This is a genomic window from Leisingera aquaemixtae, from assembly GCF_001458395.1.
GTDB lineage: Bacteria > Pseudomonadota > Alphaproteobacteria > Rhodobacterales > Rhodobacteraceae > Leisingera > Leisingera aquaemixtae.
This window is the reverse complement of sequence record NZ_CYSR01000040.1, coordinates 1-18460: the sequence shown is the minus strand read 5'-3', so window position 1 is coordinate 18460 and position 18460 is coordinate 1. Positions and strand designations below refer to the sequence as shown.

The 18460-nt window shown below is 64.9% G+C and carries 16 protein-coding genes; 8 read left to right on the top strand and 8 right to left on the bottom strand.

Going from position 1 to position 18460, the window contains the following annotated elements; all coding sequences use genetic code 11:
• Nucleotides 1–2 precede the first annotated feature (2 nt).
• Entirely contained in the window at nucleotides 3–686 is a 684-nt protein-coding gene (locus tag PHA8399_RS20190) for a DNA alkylation repair protein (protein ID WP_082649614.1), read from the top strand.
• A gap of 88 nt (nucleotides 687–774) precedes the next feature.
• Here the strand turns inward: PHA8399_RS20190 and PHA8399_RS20185 are convergent, their stop codons facing one another.
• A complete protein-coding gene (locus PHA8399_RS20185) occupies nucleotides 775–1224 on the bottom strand; it encodes a hypothetical protein (RefSeq protein WP_167592842.1) in 450 nt (149 codons plus the stop codon).
• A 90-nt stretch (nucleotides 1225–1314) separates the two neighbouring features.
• Between PHA8399_RS20185 and moaA the strand changes: the two genes are divergently transcribed.
• The 3 genes from moaA to PHA8399_RS20170 are packed head-to-tail and all read left to right on the top strand — an operon-like array spanning nucleotide 1315 to nucleotide 4695.
• Nucleotides 1315–2325, top strand: a complete 1011-nt coding sequence (gene moaA / locus PHA8399_RS20180) for a GTP 3',8-cyclase MoaA (RefSeq protein ID WP_058287888.1) — start codon at nucleotides 1315–1317, stop codon at nucleotides 2323–2325.
• A gap of 2 nt (nucleotides 2326–2327) precedes the next feature.
• On the top strand, nucleotides 2328–3644 hold the full coding sequence (locus tag PHA8399_RS20175; RefSeq protein ID WP_058287887.1) for a 3-deoxy-D-manno-octulosonic acid transferase: 1317 nt from the start codon (nucleotides 2328–2330) through the stop codon (nucleotides 3642–3644).
• Nucleotides 3637–4695 (top strand): glycosyltransferase family 4 protein, encoded by a 1059-nt coding sequence (locus tag PHA8399_RS20170; RefSeq protein ID WP_058287886.1) that lies wholly within the window; start codon nucleotides 3637–3639, stop codon nucleotides 4693–4695. The genes PHA8399_RS20175 and PHA8399_RS20170 overlap by 8 nt, the downstream gene beginning before the upstream one ends.
• A 111-nt stretch (nucleotides 4696–4806) precedes the next feature.
• Here PHA8399_RS20170 and PHA8399_RS20165 read toward each other — a convergent pair whose 3' ends face one another.
• The 5 genes from PHA8399_RS20165 to PHA8399_RS20145 form a co-directional block, all read right to left on the bottom strand.
• Entirely contained in the window at nucleotides 4807–5970 is a 1164-nt protein-coding gene (locus PHA8399_RS20165) for a M20 aminoacylase family protein (RefSeq protein WP_058287885.1), read from the bottom strand.
• 34 nt (nucleotides 5971–6004) lie between these two features.
• Nucleotides 6005–7171, bottom strand: a complete 1167-nt coding sequence (locus PHA8399_RS20160) for a M20 aminoacylase family protein (RefSeq protein WP_058287884.1) — start codon at nucleotides 7169–7171, stop codon at nucleotides 6005–6007.
• A 202-nt stretch (nucleotides 7172–7373) separates the two neighbouring features.
• Nucleotides 7374–8540: an acetylornithine deacetylase gene (argE, locus tag PHA8399_RS20155; protein ID WP_058287883.1), complete on the bottom strand. Its 1167-nt coding sequence runs from the start codon at nucleotides 8538–8540 to the stop codon at nucleotides 7374–7376.
• Nucleotides 8537–9244: an SDR family NAD(P)-dependent oxidoreductase gene (locus tag PHA8399_RS20150; protein ID WP_058287882.1), complete on the bottom strand. Its 708-nt coding sequence runs from the start codon at nucleotides 9242–9244 to the stop codon at nucleotides 8537–8539. Before PHA8399_RS20150 ends, argE begins: the two co-directional genes overlap by 4 nt.
• A 2-nt stretch (nucleotides 9245–9246) precedes the next feature.
• The gene (locus PHA8399_RS20145; RefSeq protein WP_058287881.1) at nucleotides 9247–11067 is read right to left on the bottom strand and encodes an ABC transporter ATP-binding protein; all 1821 of its coding nucleotides are present in this window, start codon (nucleotides 11065–11067) and stop codon (nucleotides 9247–9249) included.
• A gap of 342 nt (nucleotides 11068–11409) precedes the next feature.
• Between PHA8399_RS20145 and PHA8399_RS20140 the strand changes: the two genes are divergently transcribed.
• The 4 genes from PHA8399_RS20140 to PHA8399_RS20125 all read left to right on the top strand — a co-directional run bounded on the left by PHA8399_RS20140 (nucleotide 11410) and on the right by PHA8399_RS20125 (nucleotide 16540).
• Entirely contained in the window at nucleotides 11410–13113 is a 1704-nt protein-coding gene (locus PHA8399_RS20140) for a peptide ABC transporter substrate-binding protein (protein ID WP_058287880.1), read from the top strand.
• Nucleotides 13114–13262: 149 nt separating this feature from the next.
• A complete protein-coding gene (locus tag PHA8399_RS20135) occupies nucleotides 13263–14270 on the top strand; it encodes an ABC transporter permease (RefSeq protein WP_058287879.1) in 1008 nt (335 codons plus the stop codon).
• A complete protein-coding gene (locus PHA8399_RS20130; protein WP_208764526.1) occupies nucleotides 14263–15234 on the top strand; it encodes an ABC transporter permease in 972 nt (323 codons plus the stop codon). The genes PHA8399_RS20135 and PHA8399_RS20130 overlap by 8 nt, the downstream gene beginning before the upstream one ends.
• Before the next feature lie 232 nt (nucleotides 15235–15466).
• A complete protein-coding gene (locus PHA8399_RS20125) occupies nucleotides 15467–16540 on the top strand; it encodes a YeeE/YedE thiosulfate transporter family protein (protein WP_058287878.1) in 1074 nt (357 codons plus the stop codon).
• Here PHA8399_RS20125 and PHA8399_RS20120 read toward each other — a convergent pair.
• Together PHA8399_RS20120 and PHA8399_RS20115 are read right to left on the bottom strand one after the other, a co-directional pair.
• Entirely contained in the window at nucleotides 16476–17756 is a 1281-nt protein-coding gene (locus PHA8399_RS20120) for a DUF3422 family protein (protein ID WP_058287877.1), read from the bottom strand. The two genes, PHA8399_RS20125 and PHA8399_RS20120, sit on opposite strands and share 65 nt — an antisense overlap.
• Nucleotides 17757–17986: 230 nt before the next feature.
• Nucleotides 17987–18460: NAD(P)(+) transhydrogenase (Re/Si-specific) subunit beta (locus PHA8399_RS20115; protein ID WP_145977099.1), on the bottom strand; the 474-nt coding region annotated here is incomplete at its 5' end.

Here is an 18460-nt window from a genome sequence, read left to right as displayed (position 1 = left end):
GCGTGACGCTGGAGGAGGCGCTGGCGCAGCTCAAGGCCCAGGCGGAACCCGGCCGGGCAGAGCAGATGGCCGCCTATCACAAGCAGACCCGCGCGGTTCTGGGCGTGCCGAACCCGGCAGCAAACGACCTGACCAAAGCCTGGCGGCAGGTCCTGACCACTGAGGAGCGCGTCTCCCTGTCCCAGGCGTTGTGGGATAGCGATGTCTTCGAGGCCCGCATTGCCGCTGCCAAGCTGCTGACCCAAGCCCGGATCAAGGACGACGAGGCGGTCTGGGATCTGCTGCAATCCTGGGTGCAGGACTTCGACAGCTGGGCGATTGCCGACCACGCCTGTTCCGCCATCGCCAAGCGCCTGCAGGCAGAGCCTGCGCGGCTGGATACGGTGGAGCGCTGGACGCAATCGGATCACATGTGGACCCGGCGCGCCGCGCTGGTTGCCACCCTGCCCTGGGCCAAGATGAATAACCTGAAACCGGCGGATCAGGAAGCGCGCGAGCGTGTTCTGGGCTGGGCGGCCGGCTACGTGCCGGACCGGGACTGGTTCATTCAAAAGGCCATCGGCTGGTGGCTGCGCGACCTCAGCAAGCATGACGCCGCCCGCACCCGCGCCTTTCTGGACGCGCATGGCGCGCAGATGAAAGCTTTTGCCCGTAAGGAAGCGGCGAAATACCTGAGACACGCCTAGGCCTGCCAGGGTCCTGCCCGGCAGCCGCCGGGCAGCGCACGCCCCCGCCCCAAGAGGGCGGGCGCTCCCCCTCCCGGTAAAACAGAGCTTAGCCCGCGGGCAGGACCTGCACCTCGGCCAGCTCGGTCAGCGGCAGGCCCAGCGCCCGCATGGCGCTGATCGACAGCCGGCTGCTGCCCGTGTCCGTGCCCGGCACAGGCTTCAGGGTGACCACCGCCTCGGTGTTGCGGCTGGTCCGGATCAGCGCCTGCTGCTCCGCCGCCACCAGCGGGGTCTCCATCCACATCCCCGGAACCGAGGGATCGCCCAGCGACGCCACCGTGGTGGCGGAGCCGCGGAATGACGGCGCAGAAGAGCCCGCAGGCGCTGCCGGATCCGCCTCTGCTGTATCAATGCCGGGCACGGGCTCCAGCACAGGGTCCTGCGGTTCAGCCGCCGCCGGCCGGTCCTGACCATTCAGAACGGAAGAATTCAGCTGGATGCCCTCGCAAGCCGCCAGCAGGGAAATCGAAGTAAGGGAAAGGATTATCATACGCATAGGGAAACCCTAGCTTTGCGCGAAACTCTTTGCCAGACACAAAAGCTGTCCCCCCTTGCCGCGGGCGGTGCCCCGCTTTACCTAGGAAGCATGACGGCACCGCTTATCGACCCCTTCGCCCGCGCAATCACCTACCTGCGCGTCTCGGTCACCGACCGCTGCGATTTCCGCTGCGTCTATTGCATGTCGGAAAACATGACCTTTTTGCCCAAGAAGGACCTGCTGACGCTGGAGGAACTGGACCGGCTGTGCTCCACCTTCATCCGGCTGGGTGTCGAGAAGCTCAGGATCACCGGCGGCGAGCCATTGGTGCGCCGCGGCATCATGACCTTTTTCCAGGCGATGAGCCGCCATCTGGACACCGGAGCGCTGAAAGAGCTGACGCTGACCACCAACGGCTCGCAGCTGGTGAAATACGCCGACGACCTTTACGCCGCCGGGGTGCGCCGGGTGAATATTTCGCTCGACACGCTGGACGAACAGAAATTCGCCGATGTCACCCGCTGGGGCCGCCTGCCGCAGGTGCTGAAGGGGATTGATGCGGCACAGAACGCGGGCCTCAGGGTCAAGATCAATGCCGTGGCGCTCAAAGGCTTTAACGAGCAGGAACTCCCCGCGATCACCCGCTGGTGCGCCGAGCGGGACATGGACCTCACCTGGATCGAAGTGATGCCGATGGGCGAGGACATCGGCAACATGGAGCGCATCGGCCAGTACTGGTCGCTGAAGGACGTGCGCGCGGAGTACGAAAACCACTACACCGTCACCGATCTGGCAGAGCGCACCGGCGGCCCGGCCCGTTACGTGCGGCTGGAGGAAACCGGCCAGAAGATCGGCTTCATCACCCCGCTCTCCCATAACTTCTGCGAAAGCTGCAACCGGGTGCGGGTCACCTGCACCGGCGAGATCTACACCTGCCTCGGCCAGGAAGGCAAAGCCGACCTGCGGGCGCCGCTGCGCGCCAACGAGGAAGGCGCTGGTGTGCTGGAGGCCGCCATCCGCGCCGCCATCGGCGACAAGCCCCGCGGCCATGACTTCGACTATTCACGGCAAGACGTCGGCGGCAAGATGTCCCGCCACATGAGCCACACCGGCGGCTGACCATGTCCAGGACCGCCCCAGCGCGCGCGACGCTGCTCTATTCCCTTTACTGCGGCGCCAGCGCGCTGATCGCCCCCTTTGCCTGGCGCAAGGTCGCGGGCAAGCTGCGCGACTATGGCCTGCCGGAAGACCGCGTGCGCGAACGCCTCGGCCATGCCTCCCTGCCGCGCCCGGCCGGGCGGCTGATCTGGTTCCATGCGGCTTCGGTCGGGGAAAGCCTGTCGGTGCTGACCCTGATTGCCCGCATGGGCGAACAGGCGCCGGATGCGGAATTCCTGATCACCTCCGGCACGCCCACGTCGGCTGAGCTGATCGCCAAACGGATGCCGCCGCGCTGCCGCCACCAGTTCCCGCCCCTGGACACCGCTGCCGCCGTGGACCGCTTTCTGGCCCATTGGCGCCCGGATCTGGGTGTGTTTGTCGAAAGCGAGCTGTGGCCGCAGATGCTGGTGCGCGCCCGCAAAACAGGCTGCCCGCTGGTGCTGCTGAACGCGCGGCTCTCGGACAAATCGGTCGCGGGCTGGACAAAACGCCCGGACACCGCGCGGTTCATCCTCGATCAGTTCGCCCTGCTGGTCACTCAGAACCGGAAGACAGCTGCGAACCTCCAGGCGATGGGGGCCGCCCCGGACCGCATCCGCCCCGGCAGCAACCTCAAGGCAGTCTCTGCGCCGCTGCCGGTCGATCAGGACACCCTCGCCAAGGTGCGCGGCAGCATTGGCGAGCGCCCGGTCTGGGTCGCCTCCTCCACCCACGAAGGTGAGGAAGAAACCGTGCTGGAGGCCCACAAGGCGCTTTTGAAACAGCACCCCGGTCTGTGCCTGCTGCTGGCCCCCCGCCACCCGGAACGCGGCGGCAAAGTGGAGGCGCTGGTCAAACAGGCGGGCCTCAGTTGCGCGCGGCGCAGCAAGGGCGTTCTGCCCGGGACCCAGACGCAAGTCTATCTGGCCGACACGCTGGGCGAGGTTGGCACTTGGTACGCGCTCTGCCCGCTGGTGTTCCTGGGCGGCTCCTTGCGCGACATCGGCGGCCACAACCCGTTTGAGCCGATGCAGGCGGGCGCCGCGGTGATCACCGGCACCGGGCACTACAATTTCGCCGAAACCTATGCTGAGCTGACCGCCCTTGGCGCCGCGGCGGAAGTACGCACGGCTGCGGAGCTGGCAGGCCAGGTTGCCGAATGGCTTGAGAAGCCGGGCGTTTTCCAGTCCGCCCGCGATGCGGCTGCGCAGTTCATCTCCCGGCAGTCGGATCAACTGGACACAACGGTGGATGCCCTACTGGCGCTTCTGCCCCATGAAGGAGGCTGCGATGGCTGAAGTGGACGCCCGCACGGTTGAAGTCATCGCGCCGAACTTCAAACGCCGCCTGTCCGGCGTCACCTCCACCATCGTGCGGCTGGTGCCGCTGCAGCGGCGTCACATCGCCATCGCCACCGCAGGCAGCGGCCTGCCCGCAGATATGCCGCATTTGTCAGCGGCGCAGCTTGTGTTCATGAGCCGCAACGGCCCCGCAGGCGCCCGCGTCTGGCACGCCCGGCGCAATGTGGAAATGCTGGGCGGACTGGCGCTGAAATACCTCTTGGGCAAGCGGCTGAAGCTTTTGTTCACCTCCGCCTCGCAGCGCCACCACTCGGATTATACCAAGTGGCTGATGTCCAGGATGGACCGGGTGATCGCCACCTCGGCCAAGGGCGCGGCCTATCTGGAAAAGCCCGTGCAGGTGGTGCATCACGGGATCAACACCGAAGAATTCTCCCCGCCCGCCGACAAACCGGCGCTGAGGCGCGAGCTGGGCCTGCCGGAAGACGCCATCCTGATCGGCTGCTACGGGCGGATCCGGGCGCAAAAAGGCACCGATGTCTTTGTCGACGCCATGCTGGAGGTTCTGAAAGCGCATCCCAAGGCGGTCGGCCTGGTGATGGGCCGCGCGACGGAAAAACACGTTGGGTTCGAAAAGGCGCTGCGCACCAAGGCCGGCGCGGCGGGCCTCTCCGAGCGGCTGCTGTTCCCGCCCGAGGTGCCGGTTTGGGAGGTTTCCCGCTGGTATCAGGCGCTGGATCTTTACGTCGCTCCGCAGCGCTGGGAGGGGTTCGGCCTCACCCCGCTCGAAGCGATGTCCTGCGGCGTGCCGGCGGTGGCCACCCGCGTCGGCGCTTTTGAGGAGCTGATCGCGCCCGGCGAGACCGGCCTGCTGATCGACCCCGGCGAAACCGGGCAGATGGTGGCGGCCATCAACAACGTGCTGTCCACCGAAGGCCGGCTGGCAGAATGGTCCGTGGCCGCCCGCAAGCACGCCATGACCAACTTCGCTCTGGAGAAGGAGGCCGAGACTCTGGTCGCCATCTACCGCGAGATGCTGGAGCACTGACCCCTGCGCCATAGCGCAACCTGATCCCTCTTCATCTGGCTGCAAATATCCTCGGGGGTGAATTGAGCCGCAGGCTCAAGAGGGGGCAGACAGCCCCCTCCCCTGCACCGTTTAAGCCGCCGGCATCCGCTGCTCGACGATCTCCGCCCACCAGCTGCAGCCCGCCGGAATGGCCTCGTCGTTGAAGTTGTACTCCGGGTGATGCACCATCGCGGTGTCGCCGTTGCCCATCAGGATATAGGCGCCGGGGCGCTCTTCCAGCATGAAGGCGAAATCCTCGCCGCCCATCACCAGCGGCGCATCCTCGCAGGAGCCGGAGACGCTGGCAGCCACCTTGGCGGCAAATTCCGTCTGTTCCTCGTGGTTCACCATCACCGGATACCCGCGGTTATAGGTGACATCGGCAGTGCCCCCGAAGGTCGCCGCGATGCCGGTGCAGACCTCTTTGATCCGCTTTTCGGCCAGGTCGCGCATCTCCTTGGACATGGTGCGCACGGTGCCCTTGATCTGCACCTTCTGCGGGATCACGTTGAACGCCTTGGAGGAGGTCTCGAAGGACGTCACCGAGACCACAATCTGATGCACCGGATCGGCATTGCGCGACGCGATGGTCTGCAGCGCCAAAACTGCCTGTGCAGCCAGAACAGTGGTGTCGATGGTCTCATGCGGCTTGGCGGCATGGCCGCCGCGGCCCTCGAATGTGATGTCGAACTGGTCGGTGGCGGCGAAGAAAGATCCGGGGCGGATGGCAAAGGTGCCCAGCGGCTGGCCCGGCCAGTTGTGCAGGCCATAGACTTCCTGCACGCCCCAGCGGTCCATCAGCCCGTCGTCGCACATCACCTTGGCACCGCCGCCGCCTTCCTCGGCCGGCTGGAAGATCACCACCACGGTGCCGTCGAAATTGCGCGTTTCCGACAGATACTTGGCGGCGCCCAGCAGCATCGCGGTGTGGCCGTCATGGCCGCAGGCATGCATCGCGCCGGGGGTCTTGGAGGCGTACTCCAAGCCAGTCTGCTCATGGATCGGCAGCGCATCCATGTCAGCGCGCAGGCCGATCACCTTGCCGGAGGTGTCCGCCTTGCCCTTGATCACGCCGACGACCCCGGTGCGGCCGATGCCGGTCACCACCTCATCGCAGCCGAAGTCCTGCAGCTTCTCCGCCACCAGCGCGCTGGTGCGGTGGGTTTCGAACAGGATTTCCGGGTTTTTGTGGATGTCACGGCGCCAGGCGGTGATTTCATCCTGCAGTTCGGCAAAGCGGTTCTTGACCGGCATTTCTCACTCCTTTGATTGTCTTTTCCCCGCAGCCTCAGGCCGCGGGCATTCTTCGTTCCACCAGCTCGGCGAACCAGCTGCATCCCAGCGGGATCGCTTCGTCGTCAAAGACATAGGCCGGGTGGTGGCACATCTGGGTGTCGCCGTTGCCAAGGAAGATATAGGCGCCGGGGCGCTGCTCCAGCATGTAGGAGAAATCCTCGGACGGCATGATCGGCGGGGTCTCGGCGTTCACTTTGGCAGCGACCGCCTGCGCCGCCTCCACCGCGTGGGCGGTGCCGTTTTCATCATTGATTGTAACAGGATAGCCCGGCACCCATTCGACCTCCGCCGTGGCGCCAAAGGCCGCGGCTGTGCTTTCGGCTACCCGGCGCACCCAGTCCTCGGCCTGGGTGCGGTATTCGGGGTCCAGCGTGCGGACGGTGCCCTGCAGCTTGGCAGTATGGGCAATCACGTTTGACGCCGTGCTGTCGGTTTCAAAGGTGCCGACGGTCAGCACCACCCGTTTCACCGGGTCCACATTGCGCGAGACGATGGAATGCAGCGAGACCACAATCTGCGAGGCCGCCAGCGTGGTGTCGATTGCCTCATGCGGGGCGGCGGCGTGGCCGCCCTTGCCAGTAACGGCGATGATGAATTCATCCGAGGACGCCATCAGCGGCCCGGGGCGGATGGCAAATTCGCCCACTGGAAGCCCCGGCATGTTGTGCAGCCCATAGACCTCCTGAATGCCCCAGCGGTTCATCAGACCGTCGTCGCACATCGCCTTGCCGCCGGCACCGCCTTCCTCGGCGGGCTGGAAGATCAGCACTGCCTTGCCGTCGAAATTCCGTGTCTCTGCAAGGTACTTGGCCGCCCCCAGCAGCATCGATGTATGGCCGTCGTGGCCGCAGGCATGCATCACGCCCGGCGTCTTGGAGGCATAGTCCACGCCCGAGGCTTCGGGGATCGGCAAAGCGTCCATATCGGCACGCAAGCCGATGGCGCGGCCGGAGGTGTTGGTCTTGCCCTCGATCACCGCCACCACGCCGGTCTGGCCGACGCCGGTGGTGATATCGGTGATGCCGAACGCCTTCAGCCGCTCCACCACAAAGGCAGCGGTTTCATGCACCTCGTACATCAGTTCGGGGTTCTCGTGCAGGTGATGGCGCCAGGCGGTGATCTCCTGGTGCATCTCGGCAAAGCAGTTCTTGGCCGGCATATTCCCCTCCCTTTAATGTTTCAGGTTCCGTTGCGGCAGACTGTCCGCGAAAAAACTTAGCTTCGCAAGTATCCGGGGTCCGCCGGGACGCGGCGGAAGCCGTCGGAACGGGGGTGACATGCGTGCACCCCCTGTGCACCGCCTGTGCACCGCCCTGGCATCAATCTGCGCATCATGCGCGCGGTTTCAAGGTGCCGGCAGCCTAGGATCGCAGCTTTTCCACCAGCCCGCGCATGAAGCTGTGGCCCGCGTTGAACTGCGCCACGGTGATATACTCGTTCGGCTGATGCGCCTGGGCGATGTCGCCGGGGCCGCAGATGACGGCGGAGTAGCCCGCCTGCTGGAACTGCCCCGCCTCGGTGCCGTAGCTGACCACATGGGAGCCGTTGTCGCCGGTCAGGCTGCGCACCAGCGCCTCCGCGGCGCCGTCCTGTTCCGGCACCAGGCCGGGCACGTCAAAATGTTTCGCGACATCAATGCGGGCCTCCGGATGGACGGCCTGCATCTCTGCCTCCACCTCACGGACCTTGGCGAGATAGGCAGCCTCCCAACCGGCAGGGTTCTCCCCCGGCACCACCCGGAAATCCATCATGAAGCGGCAGTCCTTGGCGGTGATATTGTGGGCGGTGCCGCCCTCGATCATGCCGACGTGGCAGGTGGTCCAGGGCGGGGTGAACATCGCCTGCACCTCCCCCGGCTCCTTGGCCATGTTCTCCGCATTCTTCTGGTTGGCCCAGTCGATCAGCCGGGCGCCTTGCATGATGGCGCTGACGCCGGTGTGCATGAGCGAGGAATGCACCTCGAACCCGACAACATGGGTGGCAAATCCAGTGCCGCCCTTGTGGCCGGTCACCGCCTTCATCATTGAAGGTTCCCCGACGATCACCGCAGAGCCCTTGGGCAGCACGGGCTGCATTGCCTCGATCATCGGCGGCGCGCCGGTGCAGCCGATTTCCTCGTCAAAGCTCAGCGCCAGCTGCAGGGGGCGTTTGACGCCTTGGCTGTGTGCCTCGACCAGCGCCCAGATCGCCAGCGCATCAAACCCCTTCATGTCGCAGGTGCCGCGGCCGAAGTATCTGCCGTCCTTTTCCACCACCGTGAACGGGTCGGTGTCCCAGGGCTGGCCGTCCACCGGCACCACATCGGTATGGCCCGAGAGCACCACCGCGCCCTCTTCCCAAGGGCCAACATGGGCAAAGACCGCGGCCTTGTGCGGCTGGTCCGGGTCCACCCAGCGGTGGCTTTCAATGCCATGGGACGACAGATAGTCCTGCACCCACTCCACCAGCGGCAGGTTGGTATCCCGGCTCACCGTCGGGAAAGAGACCAGGCGCCCCATGATCTCCAGCGGTGTCAGTTTCGCAGTCATAATCTGTAGCCCCCTGAGACGGTAAGCACCTCGCCGGTTACGAAGCTTGCTCCGCTCCCTGCGAGAAAGCTAACCGCCGCTGCGATATCGGATGGTGAAGGCAAACGGCCCAGCGCAGTCAACTCCTCGAATTCAGCCGTCAGCTCCGGCGGCCTTGGGTTATGCGGATCATTGACCGCCCCCGGAGCCACGGCATTGACCCGGATACCGCGCGGTCCCAGCTCTTTGGCCATGCCGCGGGTCCACAGCTCCAGCGCCGCCTTGCTGGCCCCGAACAGCGCGGCTCCAGCCGGAGGCAAAGTTGCATTCACCGAAGAAATCGAGACCACCGAGGCACCAGGCCGAAGATGTGGAAGCGCCGCAGCCAGCAAGCCCTGAGCGGCAAAGAGGTTTACATCGAACATTTCCCGCAGGGCAGAGCTATCGAACACTTCCGGACCCTCCGATGCGAAAGCACCGGCATTATTAACGATCAGATCTATCCGGCCATAGTGCTGCAGCGTGCGCTCCACCACCATTGCCGGAGCTTCCGGGTCACGGAAATCTGCGCGTACGGCCAGAAAAGAGCCGTTCTCAGGCCGGGTTTCCAAATGGGTTATCGCAACGGAGTAGTCTGCGGCCAGCGCCTGAGCGATGGCCTGCCCGATCCCGCGGGCAGCCCCTGTCACCAAGGCAACAGGCCGGTCCTGCGGTGTCGGGATCATGATCAGTAGCCGCTGTCGGTGGTCAGCACGAAATGGCCGGGCTCCAGTTCCAGATACTCCGACGGCTCCGGCTGATAGCCGACCTCATGGATCGGCGACGGGATCGGTTTGAAGTTCAGCTCTTTCTCCGACTTGCGCTGTCGCGGGTCGGCGATCGGGACCGCCTTCATCAGCGCCTGGGTATAGGCGTGCAGCGGGTTCTCGAACACGCGGTCGCGGGGGCCGATCTCAACGATGCGGCCCAGGTACATGACGCCGACCTGATGGCTGACGCGCTCCACCACCGCCATGTCGTGGCTGATAAACAGGAAGGAAAGGCCCAGTTCCGCCTGCAGCTCCATCATCAGGTTCAAGACCTGCGCCTGCACCGACACGTCGAGCGCCGAGACGGCCTCATCCGCGACGATCAGCTTGGGGTTCAGCGCCAGGGCGCGGGCAATGGCGATGCGCTGGCGCTGGCCGCCGGACATCTCGTGCGGGTAGCGGCGCATGAAGCTGCGCGGCAGGTGGACGCGGTCGAACAGGCTGGCGACGCGGTCGTGCAGCTCCGATCCCTTGGCCAGCCCGTAGTTGCGGAGCGGCTCTGCCACCTGGTCGATCAGCTGCATCTGCGGGTTCAGGGACGCAAAGGGATCCTGGAAGATCATCTGCATGTCCTGGCGCGCCTTGTGCATCTGGGAGGCGCTGAATTTCAGAACGTCGCGGCCTTCGAAATCCACCTTGCCCGACAGCGGCTCCACCAGCCGCAGGATCGAGCGGCCCGCGGTGGATTTGCCGCAGCCGGATTCCCCGACCAGCGACAGGGTCTGGCCCTTGAGGACCTTGAAGGACACGTCCTCGACCGCGTGCACGTTGGAAATGGTGCGGCGCAGCAGGCCGCCCTTGACCGGAAAGCGGGTGGTCAGGTTCTGCACGTCCAGAAGCACCTCGTCGGTGCCCTTGATCGGCTCGATCTTCTGGTCCTCGACCCCCATCAGCTTCATCGGCTCGGGGTAGTGCTTGCCGCGCATCTCGCCCAGCTTCGGCACCGCCGCCAGCAATGCCTTGGTGTAGTCGTGCTTGGGGTTCTCGAAGATTTCTTCGACGGGGCCTTCCTCAACCTTGTTGCCGCGGTACATGACGACCACGCGGTCGGCCATCTGGGCGACCACCGCCATGTCGTGGGTGATGAACATCACCGCCGTCCCGGTCTCGCGCTTGAGGCGGTCCATCAGGGCCAGGATCTCCGCCTGGATGGTCACATCCAGCGCGGTTGTGGGTTCGTCCGCAATCAGCAGCCGCGGCTCGCAGGCCATTGCCATGGCGATCACCACACGCTGGCGCATGCCGCCGGAGAGTTCATGCGGGTACTGCCGCAGGCGGCGTTCCGGTTCCGGGATGCGGACCTGGCGCAGCAGCTCCAGCGCGCGTTCCTCGGCCTGGGCCTTGGACATGTTCTTGTGGATGCGCAGGCCCTCGGTCAGCTGGCGGCCGACGGTGAACACCGGATTGAGCGCGGTCATCGGCTCCTGGAAGATCATGCCGATCTCATTGCCGCGGATCTGCTTCATCATATCCTGTTCGGTGTCCGCCAGGTTTGTCTCGCCGCCCTCCCGCCGGTTGAACAGCAGCTCGCCGCCCGCAATCTCGCCGCCGCCGAATTCCACCAGGCGCATCAGCGACAGCGAGGAAACCGATTTGCCGGAGCCGGATTCCCCAACGATGCAGACGGTTTCGCCCGGGCTCACGTCAAAGGAGACGTTCTCCACCCCGACCACCGGGCCATCCTTGGTCTGAAACTCAACACGCAGGTTTCGAATGGACGCAATGGCGTTGTCCAGCATGACGGCTTCCCTATCTTTCATTCCCCGGGCCAGCCGCGGATGGCGGCCCCAGCATCCGGAGTAAACTCTACTTTGCACAAAAATGCTCATGCAAATAATGCATAGGGTTTTTAAAATTGGAATTTGCAATTTACCGGGAAGTGGTTTTCGATACCCCCGTGGTTGCCTGCAGAGCGTCATGCGCCGGTCTGTCCGGCAACATGTTAAGAGTGCTTAATGCCTGCAATTCCGGCCTGCGCGCAGGTGCGATTGCGACCCTTCCGCAGCCATGCGGCAAATCTCCGGGCCCGCTGCGGTCCGGCCAACAAAAAGACACAAAACGTGTCCGACAAGGAGAGTGTGATGAAACTCAAATCCCTATTGATGGGGGCCGTTGCCACGGCGGCCCTGGCGCCGGCAGCCTTTGCTGAGCGCGGGTCCGATGGCCAGGTCAACATCATCTACTGGCAGGCGCCGTCGATCCTGAACCCGTTCCTGTCCGGCGGCACCAAGGACATCCAGGCCGCCTCGCTGGTGATTGAGCCGCTGGCCCGCTATGACCCCGAGGGCAACATGGTGCCCTATCTGGCAACCGAGATCCCGACAGTTGAGAACGGCGGCGTCAGCGAAGACCTGACTTCGATCACCTGGAAGATCGCACCCGGCATCAAGTGGTCCGATGGCACCGACTTCACCGCTCATGACGTGAAGTTCACCGCCGATTACTGTATGCACCCCGAAGGCGGCTGCGCGCAGCTGACCAAGTTCGAGGGTGTCACCTCCGTCGAGCTGGTGGACGACATGACCGTCAAGGTCACCTTCGACAAGCCGACCCCCTTCCCCTATGGCCCGTTCTCCGGCGGTGAAAGCCCGATCCTGCAGAAAGCGCAGTTCGAGAACTGCATGGGCGCCCGGGCGCCGGAATGCACCGACGCCAACTTTGCCCCGATCGGCACCGGTCCGTTTGTGGTGGATGAGTTCAAGCCGAACGACGTGATCACCATGTCGGCCAACCCCAACTACCGCGATCCGGCCAAGCCCGCGTTTGCGAAGGTGCTGTTCAAGGGCGGCGGCGATGCCACCGCGGCCGGCCGCGCGGTGATGGAAACCGGCGAGTTCGACTATGCCTGGAACCTGCAGCTGGCGCCGGAAGTGATCGCGCAGATGGAAGCAGGCGGCAAGGGCAAGCCGGTTGCGGGCTTCGGCTCGCTGGTGGAACGCATCATGCTGAACCAGACCGACCCGTCGCCGGACCTGCCGGAGGGCGAGCGCTCCACCGCCAAGCATCCGCATCCGTTCCTGAAGGACCCGGCCGTCTACAAGGCGATGTCGATGGCCATCGACCGCCCGCTGCTGGTGGAAATCGGCTATGGCAAGGCCGGCAAGGTCGGCTGCAACTGGGTGCCTGCGCCTGCGGCCTTTGCGTCTGACACCTTTGACTGCTCCACTCAGGACATCGAAGGCGCCAAGGCGATGCTGGAGGAAGCCGGCTATAAGGACACCAATGGCGACGGCGTGCGGGAGACCCCGGACGGCAAGCCGATGAAGATCCTGTACCAGACCTCGACCAACGCCGTGCGCCAGGACTTCCAGGCGCTGATCAAGGAGTGGTGGGGCCAGATCGGCATCGAATCCGAGCTGCGCAACATCAACGCCTCGGTGTTCTTCGGCGGCGACCCGGGCTCGCCTGACACCTTCCAGAAGTTCTATGCGGACGTGGAAATGTACGCCAACAACTTCGACGGCACCGACCCGCAGGCCTACCTGGCCAACGGCCTGTGCGACAAGGCACCGAAACCGGAATCCCAGTGGCAGGGTGAGAACATCTCGCGCTTCTGCAACGAGGAGTTCGACCAGCTGCACGCCGAGCTGACCAAGACTGCCGGCCTTGAGGCCCGCGCCGAAATCGGCCGCCGCCTCAACGACATCATGGTCGAAAACGGCGGCATGATCCCGCTGGTGCACCGCGGCCGCCTGTCGGCGCATTCCAACACGCTGGGCGGCGTTGACCTGAACGTGTGGGACAGCGAGCTGTGGAACGCAGCTGACTGGTACCGCATCAAGTAAGCAGCGCTTGCCTCACTCGGGGCCCTGACGTTACATCGGGGCCCCTTGCCATTCAGCATTGGTTACGTTTAACCGCCTGCGCGTGACATGGATGTGAGGCCCTCCCCGCCTGCTCCGACCTTAATACAAGTTGCAAAGGCGCCTACCTGATGCTGACCTTTACAATCCGGCGGCTGATCCTGGCAGTACCAACACTGCTGTTCATCAGCCTCGTGATCTTCCTGCTGCTGGAGCTCGCCCCGGGCGACCCGATGGCGCAGGTTCCCCTGACCGTGCCCCCTGAAGTCAAAGAGAAAATGCGCGAGGCGCTTGGCCTTGGCCAGCCGATGCATATCCGTTTCTGGAAGTGGCTGGTGCAGTTCTTCTGGATCGAGCCGCAGGTTCTGATCGACCACTACCTGGGCACCTCGTTCTCTGCAGGCGACCTCAGAGTGATCTCCTGGCAGACCCGTTCGCCGGTAATGGACATCGTGATCCAGCGAATCCCGCAGACCCTGTGGGTGGTCGGTACCGCCTATGTGGTCGCCATCCTGATCGCGCTGCCGATCGGCATCTACTCCGCCTACCGCCAGTACAGCTGGTTCGACCAGCTGGGAACGTTCGTGTCGATGGTGGGCTTCTCGGTGCCGCCGTTCTTCTCCGGCGTGCTGGTGATCGTGATCTTCTCGGTGCAGCTGGGCTGGTTCCCGTCGATCTATGACACCACTCATACCGTCGACAGCTGGGACAGCTTTGTCTACCAGCTGAAGCAGATGATCATGCCGGTGATGGTGCTGGCGCTGCAGATCACCGCGCAGCTCTCCCGCTTCATGCGCGCCTCGATGCTGGACAACCTGAACCAGGACTATGTCCGCACCGCCCGCGCCAAGGGACTGAGCGAATATGTGGTGGTGATGGTCCACGTTCTGCGCAACTCGATGATCCCCGTGGTCACTGTGATCGCGCTCGGCATCCCGTCGATCTTTGGCGGCGCCATCATCACCGAGCAGGTGTTCAAGGTGAACGGCATCGGCCAGCTGCTGATCGGCGCCATTCAGGCCAACGACCTGCCGATGGTGCAGACGCTCACCTTCATCTTTGCGGTGCTGATCGTGCTGTTCAACCTGATCGCCGACGTGCTGTACGGCATTCTTGACCCGAGGATCCGCTATGACTGACAAGGAACGCTTTGTGCCCGACGAAGGCATGGCGCCCGCCTCGACCGCGGTGCCCGGCGCCGGCGCGCTGGAGGAGCTTCACAACCCGCCGCGCAGCCAGTGGCAGGATGTCTGGGACCAGTTCAAGTCGCACCGCGGCGCGCTGATGGGCGGGGCCCTGTTCCTGTTCATCATCCTGGCGGTCTACCTGGGGCCTTATGTCTGGGATATTGACGCCACCAAGATCGACATCCGCGCCCGCAACCAGGGTCCCAGCTGGGCGCATCCCTTCGGCACCGACCAGCTGGGCCGCGACATGCTGGCCCGGATGATGGCAGGCGGCGCGACCTCGGTTTCCGTGGGCCTGACTGCGATGCTGCTGGCGCTGTTCCTGGGCTCCTTCATCGGGGTGCTGGCCGGCTTCTTCAAGAGGCTGGACGGCCCGCTGATGCGGATGACCGACCTGTTCCTGGCGCTGCCGCTTCTGCCGCTGCTGCTGGTGATGATGCTCTTGTTCCGCGAGCCGCTGAATGCAGCCTTCGGGCCGGAACAGGGGATCTTTATCCTGATCGTGGCCTCGATCGGGGTGACCAGCTGGATGCCGACCGCGCGGATCGTGCGCGGCGATGTGCTGGCGCTGAAGGAGCGCGAGTTCGTGATGGCGGCGCGCTCCATCGGCACCACCAACAGCGGCCTGATCACCCGGCACATCCTGCCCAACGTGCTGTCGCCGATCATGGTCTCGGCCACGCTGGGCATCGCCACGGCGATCATCACCGAGTCCTCGCTCTCCTTCCTCGGCCTCGGCTTCCCGCCGGACTTCCCGACCTGGGGGCGGCTGCTGTTCGATGCCACCGACTACCTGCAGCAGTATCCTGAGCGGGTGTTCTGGCCCGGCATGGCCATCTCGCTGACGGTGCTGAGCGTGAACTACCTGGGCGACGGGCTGCGCGATGCGCTGGATCCGCGGATCCGCGGCCGCTGAGGCGGAACGCACGCACACATTCAAATAAAAACATGCCTTCTGGCCGCTTTCCCCAAAGCGGCCAGTTTGTTTTGCAGCAGCGCTGTCCGGCAAAATCAGCATTTCGCCCGGCCTGCCCAAGCCGGAACTTCTTCCCGCCCCCGCCCTGTTTTGCCCGCCGTCCGCCGCTTGCCCGGGCGCGAAAAACCCGCCATTGCGGGAAAACGTTCCAAATCCGCAGCTGGAGAGCGCCATGTTCGAAACATTCGGCTTTGAAGAGACCACAGCACGGGAGGTTTCCGTCCTGTTTGCGCTTGGCATCGGCGTCCTGTTCGGCGTGCTGGCGCAGCTGACCCGCTTCTGCTTCCGCCGCGCCCTGGCTGGTGAGGACCGCCGCCAGGCCGCAGGCGTCTGGGCAATGGCCCTGGCGGTGGCCGTTGCCGGCACCCAGGCGGCCGTGGCGCAGGGCTGGATCAGCTTTGCGGAGCACCGGCTGATGGCGCTGGACCTGCCGCTTCTGGCCATCGCGCTTGGCGGGCTGATGTTCGGCGCCGGCATGATCCTGACCCGCGGCTGCGCCTCGCGTCTGCTGGTGCTGGCGGGCAGCGGCAACCTGCGGGCACTTATGGTGATGGCTGTCTTTGCCATCACCGCCCATGCCACGCTGAAGGGCGTGCTGGCCCCGGTGCGCACCGCGCTTGGCGCGGTTACCCTGCCCGCGGGGGAGCAGGTCTCCCTTGCCGCCCTGCCCGGCGGCGCACTGCTGTGGAGCGGTGTGATCGTGGCGGCAGCCCTGCTGATCGCGCTGCGCTCCGGCAACCGGGCGCCCACGCTTGCTGGCGCGGCGGCGCTCGGCCTCTTGGTGCCCGTGGCCTGGGTTGGCACCGGCTATGTGCTGTTTGACGAATTCGACCCCATCGCGATGGAGAGCCTCTCCTTCACCGCCCCTGCCGCCGACACGCTGTTCTTCGTGATCGCCTCCAGCTCCATCCCTGCGGGATTTGGCGCCGGGCTGGCCGGCGGGGTGCTGGCCGGTGCGCTGGCCGCGGCGGTGGTCAGCGGCAGCTTCCAGTGGAAAAGCTTCGAAAGCCCCCGCCAGACCGGCCGTTACCTGGCCGGTGCTCTGCTGATGGGCATGGGCGGCGTGCTGGCCGGCGGCTGCACCGTGGGCGCCGGGCTGGCGGGCATTCCACCCCTCAGCCTCGCCGCCGTGCTGGCGCTCGCGTTCATCGCAGTTGGCGGCCTCGGCATGAACGCCGTGCTCAGTGCAGCTTCTTCCGGATCCGCCGCACGCCCAGCCATACAAGCCCGACAACCGGCAGAGTGATCAGCGCCGTCAGGCTGCCCTTGCTGATATCCAGCGCCGTTGTCAGCGGGTAAAGCGCGTAAGCCGCCAGTGACACCGCGTAATAGCTGATCGCCACCACCGACAGCCCCTCAACCGTGTGCTGCAGCCGCAGCGCCATATCGGCGCGGCGGTCCATACTAGCCAGCAGCGCCTGGTTCTGCGCAGACCGCTCCACATCCACCCGGGTCCGGAGCAGCTCCCCTGCCCTGCGGGCCCGGTCCGCCAGCGTTTCCAGCCGCTTTTCGGTGGATTTCACCGTGCGCATGGCCGGCTCAAACCGGCGCAGCATGAATTCCGCCAGCGTCTGGAACCCCTCATACCGCGTCTCGCGCAACAGGCTGACGCGCTGGCTGACCAGGGCATCATAGGCTCCGGTGGCGCTGAACCGGAAAGCAGAGCGCGCCGCCATCGCCTCCAGTTCGGCGGAGACCGTCAGCAGCTGCGACAAGGTCTGCTCGGCCGGTGCTGATCCGGCTGTCATCGCAACCATCATCTCGCTCAGATGGGTGTCGAGCGCGCTGATGGTCGGAGTCAGGCCGCGGGCGCGGGAGAACCCCAGCATCGCCATCGCCCGGTAGGTTTCGATCTCGCACAAGCGCTGCACAATCCGGCCGATGCGCTGGCTGCCGGTCTCCGCGTTCGGAAACACCGCGAACCGCATGTGGCCCGCCGGGTCGATGCGAAAATCGCCCGCAATCACCGCGCTGCCGTCCAGCACCTGCGAGACCACCACGCTTTCCGGCACGAACCACTCCTGTGCCAGAGTCTTGACTGCGGCGTCCGCAGGCCGGGGCTCGACCCGGAACATCGTGGAGGTAATGCGCTGGCCCGGCGCCGCGGCCAGCCATTCCGCCGGGAACACCTCGAAATCCGCCGGATCAAAGGCCCGGGTGCCGGTCCCGTCGCTGTAGACGGTATAGCTGACGAACTCGGTATGCTGTTCCCACTTCAGCATGTGGCGGCCGATCTGCGCCATATAATGGGTCGCCCCCGGCTGCGGGTGCGGCGCACCGTGGCGGTCAAGCAGATCCGTCAGATGGTGCAGATCCTGCATCCGGTCGCGGTGTTCGGCCTCATTGGGCTGTTTGACCGCCAGGTAGACCACCGTGCAGGGGTTGGACATGGCGGGAAACGGCCGGGCGTGCAGTTCGTTGGTGAGCGGATACCGCAGGGGGTGGTCCTGGATCGGGGGCATTCTTGGTCTCCGGGGCAATGCCGGTGACCATAGAACGCTCTCGTAAAGATGTACAGAAATGTTTTATTTCAATACGTTAGCTGAATGCAATGGTATACAGGGCCGGTGTTTCTGGGGGCTCTGCCCCCGGCCTGCGGCCTCCCCCGGGATATTTTCAGCCAGAAGAAGGGTCCGGAAATTGAAAAGGCGCCCCGGTTGGAGCGCCTTTCCCTGTTTTGTTGAGCGTTGACTTACTGGATCAGGCCCAGCAGCGTATCGAGGCTCTGCTTTGCATCGCCATAGAACATGCGGGTGTTTTCCTTGAAGAACAGCGGGTTCTCGATGCCGGAATACCCCGTGCCCTGGCCGCGTTTGGAGACAAACACCTGTTTCGCCTTCCAGCATTCCAGCACCGGCATGCCCGCGATCGGGGAGTTGGGGTCCTCCTGCGCCGCAGGGTTCACGATGTCGTTGGAGCCGATCACGATGGCCACATCCGTGTCCGGGAAATCCTCGTTGATCTCGTCCATTTCCAGCACGATGTCGTAGGGCACCTTGGCCTCCGCCAGCAGCACGTTCATGTGGCCCGGCAGGCGGCCTGCGACCGGGTGGATCGCAAAGCGCACAGTCTTGCCTTTCGCGCGCAGGCGGCGGGTCAGCTCGGCCACGTTCTGCTGCGCCTGCGCCACCGCCATGCCGTAGCCGGGGATGATCACCACGCTGTC